General features: G+C 69.7%; 11 protein-coding genes and 1 pseudogene. 9 read left to right on the top strand and 3 right to left on the bottom strand.

The features are described 5' to 3' along the window. Positions 1 to 52: 52 nt before the first annotated feature. A complete protein-coding gene (locus MFF13_RS16005) occupies positions 53 to 1,621 on the bottom strand; it encodes a GMC oxidoreductase (protein WP_147751143.1) in 1,569 nt (522 codons plus the stop codon). A 242-nt stretch (positions 1,622 to 1,863) separates the two neighbouring features. On the opposite strand from MFF13_RS16005, the gene MFF13_RS16010 reads away from it, so the two are divergent. The 5 genes from MFF13_RS16010 (at position 1,864) to MFF13_RS16030 (ending at position 5,796) form a co-directional block, all read left to right on the top strand. Next, complete coding sequence (locus tag MFF13_RS16010) at positions 1,864 to 2,337, top strand: DoxX family protein (RefSeq protein ID WP_238272523.1); 474 nt, start codon at positions 1,864 to 1,866, stop codon at positions 2,335 to 2,337. A 38-nt stretch (positions 2,338 to 2,375) separates the two neighbouring features. Then, entirely contained in the window at positions 2,376 to 2,837 is a 462-nt protein-coding gene (locus tag MFF13_RS16015; RefSeq protein WP_147751142.1) for a cupin domain-containing protein, read from the top strand. An 11-nt stretch (positions 2,838 to 2,848) separates the two neighbouring features. Beyond that, positions 2,849 to 3,751 (top strand): SMP-30/gluconolactonase/LRE family protein, encoded by a 903-nt coding sequence (locus tag MFF13_RS16020; protein WP_147751141.1) that lies wholly within the window; start codon positions 2,849 to 2,851, stop codon positions 3,749 to 3,751. Continuing rightward, on the top strand, positions 3,748 to 4,686 hold the full coding sequence (locus MFF13_RS16025) for a VOC family protein (RefSeq protein WP_147829826.1): 939 nt from the start codon (positions 3,748 to 3,750) through the stop codon (positions 4,684 to 4,686). The genes MFF13_RS16020 and MFF13_RS16025 overlap by 4 nt, the downstream gene beginning before the upstream one ends. A 114-nt stretch (positions 4,687 to 4,800) precedes the next feature. Further along, complete coding sequence (locus MFF13_RS16030) at positions 4,801 to 5,796, top strand: catalase family peroxidase (protein WP_147751139.1); 996 nt, start codon at positions 4,801 to 4,803, stop codon at positions 5,794 to 5,796. 21 nt (positions 5,797 to 5,817) lie between these two features. Here the strand turns inward: MFF13_RS16030 and MFF13_RS16035 are convergent, their stop codons facing one another. Then, positions 5,818 to 6,204 carry a type II toxin-antitoxin system VapC family toxin gene (locus tag MFF13_RS16035; RefSeq protein ID WP_147751138.1) on the bottom strand — a complete coding sequence of 129 codons (387 nt, stop codon included), beginning with the start codon at positions 6,202 to 6,204 and terminating at the stop codon, positions 5,818 to 5,820. Continuing rightward, positions 6,201 to 6,434, bottom strand: a complete 234-nt coding sequence (locus tag MFF13_RS16040; protein ID WP_147751137.1) for a type II toxin-antitoxin system Phd/YefM family antitoxin — start codon at positions 6,432 to 6,434, stop codon at positions 6,201 to 6,203. Before MFF13_RS16040 ends, MFF13_RS16035 begins: the two co-directional genes overlap by 4 nt. A gap of 172 nt (positions 6,435 to 6,606) precedes the next feature. Between MFF13_RS16040 and lgt the strand changes: the two genes are divergently transcribed. From lgt to MFF13_RS16060, 4 genes and pseudogenes are all read left to right on the top strand, one after another. Continuing rightward, complete coding sequence (lgt, locus tag MFF13_RS16045; protein WP_147829828.1) at positions 6,607 to 7,512, top strand: prolipoprotein diacylglyceryl transferase; 906 nt, start codon at positions 6,607 to 6,609, stop codon at positions 7,510 to 7,512. Further along, entirely contained in the window at positions 7,509 to 8,579 is a 1,071-nt protein-coding gene (locus MFF13_RS16050) for a class I SAM-dependent methyltransferase (RefSeq protein WP_147751135.1), read from the top strand. Before lgt ends, MFF13_RS16050 begins: the two co-directional genes overlap by 4 nt. Before the next feature lie 97 nt (positions 8,580 to 8,676). Next, on the top strand, positions 8,677 to 9,447 hold the full coding sequence (pgeF, locus tag MFF13_RS16055; RefSeq protein WP_147829830.1) for a peptidoglycan editing factor PgeF: 771 nt from the start codon (positions 8,677 to 8,679) through the stop codon (positions 9,445 to 9,447). A gap of 260 nt (positions 9,448 to 9,707) precedes the next feature. Further along, positions 9,708 to 9,916: pseudogene (locus MFF13_RS16060) on the top strand (porin family protein); the annotation flags it as partial.

A 9,916-nucleotide genomic window follows, 5' to 3' on the forward strand; every position in this document is an offset into this window, starting at 1 on the left:
CCGTCGGTTTAGCGCCGCGCCCGCCGCGCCGGAGCGGTTTGAGAGTAGCGGGTCACCCCAGCCGCTCGGCGATGTGGTCGGCGACGCGCAGCGCGTTGGCGATGATCGTCAACGTCGGGTTCACCGCGCCGATCGACGGGAAGAAGCTCGCGTCGGTGACGTAGAGGTTGTCGAGCTCGTGCGCCTTGCAATTCAGGTCGAGCACCGACGCCTTCGGGTCTGTGCCGAAGCGCAGCGTGCCGGCCTGGTGCGCGGTACCGCTTAAGGGGATGTCCTTGCCGAGGTAGAGCGAGCGCTCGAACAGGTAGGTGTAGAGGCCGCCGGGCCGGAGCAGGTCCTCGAGCTTGCCGCGCAGGCGGTCGTGCGCCTTGCGGTTGGTCTCGCGCACGTCGAGGACGACCCGGCCGTCATGGCCGAGCATCACCCGGTTGTCGGGGTGCGGCAGGTCCTCGCTCTGCAGCCAGAAATCCATGGAGTGGCGAGCCACCATGTCGAAGGGGGCGTCGGGCAGGAAGCCGGTCCATTTCGGGAACTCTTCGCCGCGGATCTGTTCCGGATGCGTCTTGGCGCACATCTGGATCAGCCCCATCGGGAACTCCCAGTCCTTCGACTCGAAGTAGAAGTCCGAGACCGCGAGCGTCTTCTGGAAGACGGTGTCGTTGACCTCCTTCGAGAGCGCCATCAGCACCGACATGGTGTGGCGCATGTAGTTGCGCCCGACCTGGTCCGACCCGTTGGCGAGCCCGTTCGGATGGGCCGAATTGGCCGAGCGCAGCAGCAGCAGCGCCGAGGAGAGCGCGCCGCAGGCGACCACGACCACGTCCGCCGAGTAGCGCTCCGCCCTCCCCTCGCGGGTGACGTTGACCGCGCTCACCGTGCGGCCGGACGGGTCGGTCTCGAGCGTCGAGACGTAGGCGTTGACGAGCAGGGTGACGTTGTCGTGCCGGGCCAGCGTCGGGTCGACGGTCATCACCTGCGCGTCGGCCTTGCCGTTGAGCAGGCACGGGAACCCGTCGAAGGCGTCGCAGCGGATGCAGATGCTCGTCGGGGTCGGCTTGCCGTCGCGCTCGTCGAGCTTGATCCCGAGGGGCAAGTGGAACGGGTTGAGGCCGAGCTTGCCCCAATCGTCCGAGAGCTTCTGGATGCGCGGCTCGTGGCTGACGGGGGGGTGGTCGTAGGGGGCGCTCGACCACGGCTCGTTCGGGTCCTCGCCGCGCTGGCCGTGCACCGCGAACAGCGCCTCGGCCTGCGCGTAGTACGGTTCGAATTCTGCGTAGGAGACCGGCCAGGCCGGCGAGAGGCCGTCCACGTGGCGGACCTCGCCGAAGTCGCGCTCGCGCATCCGGAACAGGGCCGCGCCGTAGACCTTCGAGTTGCCGCCGACATAGTAGTGCAGCGCCGGGCTGAAGGTGCGCCCGTCGCCGCCGTACCAGGTCTCCTTCGCCTGGTAGGCGCCGTCGACGAAGACGGTCTTGGACGACCAGTTGTCCTGCGAGCGCGGAAGGTAGTCGCCGCGCTCCAGCAGCAGGATGCGCTTGCCGGTCTTCGCCAGCCGCGACGTCAGGGAGCCGCCGCCGGGGCCCGAGCCGATCACGATGACGTCGTAATGGTCTTCTCGCATCGGTCGGCCTCGCACTGCGGTATGCTCGAGAGAACGCGTTCGCCGGCCAACGGCACAAGGCAGGCGGCGTTCCGGGTCGGCCGGTCACGGCATCGTGCGCGCTGCGATGCAGCAAACGGGCCCGCCTCGCGCATCCGGCCGGGCAACTGCGGCGGGCGAGCGGCGTTGGCCCCACGAAACCCGATGCCGCCCTTCCCGTGTCCCTGCTTGGATCCCTCAATGCCCGTCACCCCAGGCGCCCGATGACGTGGTTCGATCTCGTGGCTTTGCCGCTGCTGGCGAAGGTCTGCCTCGTCTTCATGTTTCCGCTCAGCGCCTACGACAAGGTCGCGCACTGGGACGAGGCGATGGGGCAGGCACGCTCAGGCCCCCTGCCCTTCCCGGCGCTGCTGCTCGTGCTCGGCATCCTCGTCGAGGCGGTGACGCCGGTGCTGATCGTCGTCGGCGTTTTCGACCGCGCGGCGGCCTTCGTGCTCGCCGGCTTCTGTGCGGTCACCGCGCTGATGTACCACCCGTTCTGGCGCTTCCCGGGCTTCTGGTCGAAGGACGGCGAGGGCCGCGCCCATGTCTGGGACTTCTTCAAGAACTTCGGACTCGTGGGCGGGCTTCTACTGGTGGTGGTCGGCGGCGCCTATGCGCCGGCCTCGCAGGTGGTCGCCCACCCGCTCTCGAGCGGTCCGCAGGCCGCCCCGGCCGTGTCCGCCGCCGACCGTTGACGACCCGCGCGCTTGTACACTCCGATAGGGAAACCGACATGGCCGATCAACAGAACGGCGGTCCGCCGCCCACGATGCCCTACTGGCACGTCTACACCGACGCCGAGGGTGTCAGCCGGCAGGAGCGCTTCGCGCTTTCGGACTTCACGTTCGAAGGCATCGAGCCGCAGACTGCGCCGCAATGGAACGACAAGCAGGAGCCGTCGAAGGCCAACGTCACCTTCACGGTGCTGCCGGTCGGCTGGGTCGGGCAGTGGCACGAGAACCCGCGGCCGCAATGGATCGCGATCCTGTCGGGTCGCTGGTTCGTCGAGACCATGGACGGCACCCGCGTCGAGATGGGGCCGGGCGAGCTGATGATGGGCGAGGACCAGAACACCAGGGCGCGCGACGGACGGAAGGGCCACCTTTCCGGCACGGTCGGGACCGAGCCGTGCACGATGATCGTCACCGGCCTCGACGTGACGCCGACCGTGAACCAGCCCGGACGCTTCAAATAGGTTTGGCGGCGATGGATGGTTTCGAGGTCACGCAGCCGCGGTTCAAGGCCTTCGTGCTGCCGAACGCGCCGCTGGAGACGCTCGCCGAAGGCTTCCGCTGGTGCGAGGGGCCGGTCTGGTTCGGCGACCGCGACGAGCTGCTGTTCTCGGACCTGCCCAACGACCGGGTGATGCGCTGGAGCGAATCCGGCGGCGTGTCGGTGTACCGTTCGGGCACCGGCTTCGAGAACGGGCACGCCCGCGACCGCGAGGGGCGCCTGCTCTCGTGCTCGCACCGCGACCGCCGGATCACCCGCACCGAACACGACGGCACGATCTCCGTCTTGGTCGAGCGCTATCGGGGGCGCCGGCTGAACTCGCCGAACGACATCGTCTGCAAGTCCGACGGGACGATCTGGTTCAGCGACCCGCCCTACGGCATCCAGACCGACTACGAGGGCGGCAAGCAGGAGGCGGAGCTTCCCGCCGCACTCTACCGCTTCGACCCGCGCGACGGCTCGCTCGACGTGGTCGCCGACGACTTCGACGGGCCGAACGGCCTCGCCTTCTCGCCCGACGAGACCAGGCTCTACGTCGCCGAGAGCGGGCTGCAATTCGCCGACGACCCGAAGCGGTTCATCCGCGTCTTCGACGTCGCGCAGGACGGGTCGCTCTCGGGCGGCGGACTCTTCCATACCGTCGAGCCGGGCTTCGCCGACGGCTTCCGCTTCGACGAGGACGGCTTCCTCTGGTCGAGCGCCGGCGACGGCGTGCATTGCATCGATCCGCACGGCGAGCGTGTCGGCAAGATCCTGGTGCCGGCGACGGTCTCGAACCTCGCCTTCGGCGGGCGCAACCGCAGCCGCCTGTTCCTCTGCGCCTCGCACACGCTGTATGCGATCTACACCAACCGGCGCGGGGCGCGCCTCCTGTGAGCGCGGGCATCCGAGGGATCACCGGCTTTGAGCGCACCGTTGCGGACCTTGCGCGGACGGAAGCGTTCTACCGCGACGGGCTCGGGTTTGCGCAGGTCGGGTCGATCGAGCCGCTGCCGGCGGCAATCGCCGACGCTTACGGCTCAGACGGCGCCGTGGCCGCGCGCCTGACGATGCGGCTCGGCGCACAGTTCGTGGCGTTCCTGGCCTTCGACCCGCCGGGTGCGCCTTACCCGGATGTGCCGCTCGCGAACGATCCGGTGTTCCAGCATCTCGCGATCCCCGTGCGTGCGATGGAGGCCGCCCACGCGCAACTCCTGCGACTGTCGCCGCAGTCCATCAGCCACGGCGGGCCGCAGGTGCTGCCCGAGAGTTCGGGCGGCGTCACCGCCTACAAGTTCCGCGACCCCGACGGGCATCCCCTCGAACTGATCGCCTTCCCCGGCGGCCCGGCCGCGGAGCGATGGCGGACGGCGCCGGGCCTGTTCCTCGGCATCGACCATTCGGCGATCACCGTGACGAACCTCGATCGCGCGTTGGGCTTCTATGCCGACCTGCTCGGGTTACGCGTGGCCGGGCGCGGGCTGAACGCGGGCGAGACCCAGGCGCGCCTCGACGGTGTTCCCGATCCCGTCGTCGATGTCGTCGGCCTCGAACCGCCGGTCTGCGTCACGCCGCACCTGGAACTCCTGCATTACCGTCGGCCCGACACGAAGCGGCCGACGCCGGCCCCCTACGGCCCGCGCGACCCGGCGACGACGCGGCTCGTGTTCGAAGCCGACGACGTCACCGCCACCACGGAAGCGATCCGGCGGGCGGGCTACCGGGTCCGCCTGTCGGCCGACGGACGCAGTGCCTACGCCGAGGGTCCGGACGGGCACGGGCTCCGGGTCGTCGGCAGCGCGGGCGGCGCGGGCGGCGCGTCGGACCGGTAACCACCCTCGTCCGTTGTGCGCAATCGGGTTCTTCACTGCAACTGCAGATCGTGGCATGTGCCGTGCTCCGCCGGCCCTGTCCCAGGTGGCGGCCGCCTCGGCCCGGAGACCCGCATGACCCGTTTCCCGCTCCTCCGCCACGTCGTAATCGGCGGCGTCGTGCTCGCCGGCTTGGCCGTCGCACCGACATCCGCCGAAGAGGCCACCACCGCCGAGCAGACCGTCGACGCGATGAACAAACTGTGGGGGCAGCATCCCGGCATGCGGGCGAACCACGCCAAGGGCACGGTCGTCGAGGGCAGCTTTACCCCGAGCACAGAGGCGGCCAGGCTCAGCAAGGCCTCGGTCTTCGCCGGCCCCGCTGTTCCGGTCACCGGGCGGTTCTCGGACGCGACCGGCATCCCGACCATCCCCGACGGCTCGGCCGACGCCAACCCGCACGGGCTCTCGCTGAAGTTCAAGCTGGCCGACGGCAGCGAGATGGACGTCGTCACCAACAGCCTGAAATACTTCCCGGTCGCCACCGGCGAGGAGTTCCGCGACCTGCTCGTCGCGATCGCCAAGAGCGGGAAGGATGCCGGGACGCCGACGCCGGCCGAGGCCTTCGTTGCGAGCCATCCGGCCGCCGGCAAGGCCGGCGCCACCGCCAGGACGCCGACGAGCCTGGCGCGTCAGACCTACAACGGCGTCAACGCCTTCGTCCTCGTCGACGCGGCCGGCAAGCGGCAGGCCTTCCGCTACCGTATCGTGCCGGTGGAGGGCGAGGAGCTGCTCGCGGCCGAGGAGGGCGCCAAGCAGGCGCCGGACTACCTGATGTCCGAGATCCGCACGCGGCTCGGCACGGCGCCGGTCGCCTACAAGGTGCTAGCCCAGCTCGCCGAGGCCGGCGACCGGACCGACGACGCGACCAAGCCCTGGCCCGAGGAGCGCCGGTTGGTCGACATGGGCACCCTGACGCTGACCAAGCCCGTCGCCGACAGCGCGAGCGCTGAGAAGGCGCTGCTGTATCTTCCGAACGCCCTCACCGACGGAGTCGAGGTGTCGGACGACCCGTTGATCGACGCGCGGGTCCAGGCCTACGCGGTCTCATTCGGGCGGCGCTCGCAGTAGAGGCTCGGCGCATCGCCCGTTTCACCAGATGCGGGTGACGCGGCCGTCGAAGACGGCATCGGCCGAGACCAGCGGCATCGCGTGGATCAAAGCCGTTGCCGCCAGGAGACGGTCGAACGGATCGCGAAGCGGCCAATCCATGCTGCCGGCCATCAGGCAGATATCACTGGTCAGCGACGCAGATCTTCCGCCCTGCCTCAGTAGGAGGTCAACGAGGCTGTCGGCGAAGGGGGCCATGTCTGGCCATTTGCCGAGGCGGACCTTCTGACCGATCTCGAAGAACGTGATCGGACTCACATAGACGGTCGTAGCGGCAGATATGCTCTGCCGTGCCACCTGCGATAGGCGACGATCGTTCGTCAGCGACCAAGCCCAGGTATGCGTGTCCAGAAGGAGACTTGCGCTCAACGCTCACCCTCCCACAGGGCGAGTTCCTCGGTGTTCATTGGTTCGAAGAAATCGGGACCCGAACCTGCGACCTGACCTTCCAAGAGCCCGATCTTGAAGGTGGTCTTCGGGATGGCGACCAGTTGTACGACGGGCTCGCTTCCGCGGGCGATGATGACCTCCTCGCCACGCAAAGCCGCCTCGATCAGCTTGGACAGCTGAGTCTTCGCTGCGTGAACGGTGACCTGCATGGCGAACTCTCATCGCGAAACGTCGCGATCTTAGCTAACTCGACTAACCTTTCAAGGCGCATGGACGTCGCCCGTCTGATATCGAGTCGCGAGCCGAACCCAGGACCGACACCCCGGGCTTGACGCCCCCCGGCCCCCGCGTCCAATGCCGCCGTTTCCACGGGAGGCCCCGATGCTTTTCGCCCTGCCCTTTCCGGCCATCGACCCGGTCGCCGTCGCGATCGGGCCGATCACCATCAAGTGGTACGCCCTGGCCTACATCGCCGGGCTGATCGGCGGGTGGTTCTATGCGCGCCGCCTCGTGATGGCCGAGCGCTACTGGGGCGTGGTGCGCCGTCCGACCACCGTGGACATCGACGACATGATCGTCTGGGTGGCGCTCGGCGTCGTCCTCGGCGGGCGGATCGGCTACGTGCTGTTCTACAATCTGCCGATGTACCTCGACGATCCGATGGAGATCCTGGCGATCCGCAATGGCGGCATGTCGTTCCACGGCGGCTTCCTCGGGGCGGTGCTGGCGATGCTGCTGTTCGCGCGCTCGCGCAAGCTCGGCGGCTACACGGCGCTCGACCTCGCCGCCGTGGTGGTGCCGATCGGGCTGTTTTTCGGCCGCATCGCCAACTTCGTGAATGGCGAGCTGTGGGGCCGGGTCGCGCCCGACTTCGCCTACGCCGTCGTCTTCCCCACCGGCGGCCCGCTGCCGCGCCACCCGAGCCAGCTCTACGAGGCCGCGACCGAGGGGTTGCTGCTGTTCATTGTGATGGCGCTGGCGGTGAACCGCTTCGGCTTCCGGAAGCCGGGCCTTCTCGGCGGCATCTTCGTCCTCGGCTACGCCGTCGCGCGGACCGTGTGCGAGCTGTTCCGCGAGCCGGACCGCCAACTCGGCTACCTGTTCGGCGACCATCTCGGGCCGCTGGGCGGCGGCGTGACCATGGGCATGCTGCTCTGCGTCCCGATGGCCCTCGTCGGGCTCGTCTTCATCGGGCTCGCCGCCCGCGGCGTGACGCGACCACGACACCCGGCCGAGGCCGCCCCGGTTCCCGTGGCGCCGGCACCGGACGGTTCGGTGCGGCCTTGAGCGCTACGCCGCTCGGCGCCGAGATCGCCACGCTAGTCCGCGAGACCGGCCCGATCGGGATCGACCGCTACATGGCGCTTTGCCTCGGGCATCCGGTGCACGGGTACTACTACACCCGCGACCCCTTGGGCCCGCGCGGCGACTTCACCACCGCCCCCGAGATCAGCCAGATGTTCGGCGAGCTGATCGGGATCTGGATCGCCTCGGTCTGGGCTGCGATGGGGGCGCCGGCCCCGCTGCGCCTGGTCGAGCTCGGCCCCGGCCGCGGCACACTGATGGCCGACGCGCTGCGGGCGCTGCGCACCGTGGCGCCGACGGCCGCGATCGACCTCCATCTCGTCGAGACCAGCCCGGTCTTGCAGACGGCGCAGGCGGCGGCGCTCGCGGCCGCCGCGCCGACCTGGCATGCCGACGTCGCCGCGGTGCCGCACGGCCCGGCCATCGTGGTCGCCAACGAGTTCTTCGACTGCCTGCCCGTGCGCCAGTTCGTGCGCACCGCCCGCGGGTGGTGCGAGCGGCTGGTCGGCGTCTCGGACGGTGCGCTCGCCTTCGGGCTCGCACCGGACCCGAACCCCGCGATCGGCGCCGTCGCAGTTGAGGGCGCCGTGATGACCCTGCCCGCGCTCGCGCTCGACCTGACCCGTGCCCTGGCGCGACGCGTCCGCGACCAGGGCGGTGCCGTTCTGGTGATCGATTACGGTCATGCCCAGCCGGGCTTCGGCGACACGCTGCAGGCGGTGGCGGCGCATCGCTTCGTCGGGCCGCTCGATGCGCCGGGCGAGGCCGACCTCACGGTCCACGTCGACTTCCCGGCGCTGGCACGCGCGGCCTCGGAGGCGGGCGCCGCGATCCACGGCCCGATCGACCAGCGCGACTTCCTCGACTCCCTAGGCCTGCCCGCCCGCGCGGCGCGGTTGACGGCGAGGGCGACGCCGGCCCAGGCCGAGGCAATCACGGCGGCGGCGCGACGCCTCACCGATCCGGCCCCCGGCGGCATGGGGAGCCTGTTCAAGGCGATGGCGATCACCCATCCCGCGCTCGCTCCGCCGGGCTTCGCGCCGGGCTGAAGCGGCGGGCGAGCCATCGTCAGCCTCGCCGCCTTCGGTTATCGACGGGGCCGACGTGATCCCGCATCGCGGGTGCCAACCCTCGCTAGGAGCCGCCATGTTCGTCGAAGCGCCGGAACTCAGCTCGCATTCGGGCATCCGCCACGCGTTCTTCACCCGGCAGGGCGGCGTCTCCGAGGGCCTCTACGCTTCCTTCAACGGCGGGCTCGGCTCGCAGGACAGGCCCGAGGCCGTCGCCGAGAACCGGGCGCGGATGTGCGCGCAGCTCGGGCTGCCCGCCGATCGGATGGCGAGCCTCTACCAGGTGCATTCCGCTGAGGCCGTCGTGGTCGCGGCGCCGTTCCCCATGAACGAGCGCCCGAAGGCCGACGCCATGGTGACGCGGGTTCCCGGCCTCGCGCTCGGGATCGCGACGGCCGATTGCGGCCCGATCCTGTTCGCCGATCCCGAAAACGGCGTCGTTGGCGCCGCCCATGCGGGTTGGAAGGGGGCGCTGACCGGCGTGGTCGAGGCGACGGTCGCGGCCATGGAAGGGCTCGGCGCCCGGCGCGGAGCGATCGTCGCCGTCCTCGGCCCGACGATCTCGCAGGCCGCCTACGAGGTCGGCGCCGACTTCATGGCGCGCTTCCGCGACGAGGCGCCGGGGTCCGACCGGTTCTTTTCGGACGGTTCGCGCCCCGGCCACGCGCAATTCGACCTGTCCGGGTTCGTGCGCCTGCGTCTGGAGCAGGCGGAGATCGGCGAAGCCGCGATCCTCGGCCTGTGCACCTACGCCGACGCCGAGCGCTTCTACAGCTATCGTCGAACCACCCACCGCGGAGAAGCGGATTACGGGCGGCTGATCTCCGCCATCGCCCTGACCCCATGAAGCCGGTTCCCGGGATGCGACAATCTGTCCAACGTTGAGACGGGAAAAAAGCGTGGCCGCAAGTGAACCTTGACCATTCGAGGGTGTTTATCGCTTCAGGTACCAAGGGATAACGGCGGGGCGCCACAAAGGGGCCGTCTTCAGGACGGTCGGCGTTACCGCGATGCAACAGCATCCTTGGAGCCGTTGACTTAAAGACGGGCAATCGGTGCCGGACGGGGCAAAAGTCCGGCGGCACCAGATGGAATGAGGACCAGACCATGAAATCCATGCTTCGGGGCGTCACCGCCCTCGCCGGCATCGCGCTTGCCGGCTCCGCCTTCGCTGCCGACCTTCCCCGTCGCGCGCCGCCGCCGGTGTTCACGCCCGTCCCGGTGTTCACCTGGACCGGCGCCTACTTCGGTATCAACGCCGGCTACGGCTTCGATGCCAGCGAGCGCCGCGGCGCGACCGTCGTCGGCGTCTCGCC

It is taken from the genome of Methylobacterium cerastii, from assembly GCF_022179125.1.
GTDB lineage: Bacteria > Pseudomonadota > Alphaproteobacteria > Rhizobiales > Beijerinckiaceae > Methylobacterium > Methylobacterium cerastii.

What these genes read in the sequence shown, in the direction of transcription:
- MFF13_RS16005 (WP_147751143.1), bottom strand. Translation starts at nt 1,621, where the DNA reads ATGCGAGAAGACCATTACGACGTCATCGTGATCGGCTCGGGCCCCGGC.
- MFF13_RS16010 (WP_238272523.1), top strand. Translation starts at nt 1,864, where the DNA reads ATGACGTGGTTCGATCTCGTGGCTTTGCCGCTGCTGGCGAAGGTCTGC.
- MFF13_RS16015 (WP_147751142.1), top strand. Translation starts at nt 2,376, where the DNA reads ATGGCCGATCAACAGAACGGCGGTCCGCCGCCCACGATGCCCTACTGG.
- MFF13_RS16020 (WP_147751141.1), top strand. Translation starts at nt 2,849, where the DNA reads ATGGATGGTTTCGAGGTCACGCAGCCGCGGTTCAAGGCCTTCGTGCTG.
- MFF13_RS16030 (WP_147751139.1), top strand. Translation starts at nt 4,801, where the DNA reads ATGACCCGTTTCCCGCTCCTCCGCCACGTCGTAATCGGCGGCGTCGTG.
- MFF13_RS16040 (WP_147751137.1), bottom strand. Translation starts at nt 6,434, where the DNA reads ATGCAGGTCACCGTTCACGCAGCGAAGACTCAGCTGTCCAAGCTGATC.
- lgt (WP_147829828.1), top strand. Translation starts at nt 6,607, where the DNA reads ATGCTTTTCGCCCTGCCCTTTCCGGCCATCGACCCGGTCGCCGTCGCG.
- pgeF (WP_147829830.1), top strand. Translation starts at nt 8,677, where the DNA reads ATGTTCGTCGAAGCGCCGGAACTCAGCTCGCATTCGGGCATCCGCCAC.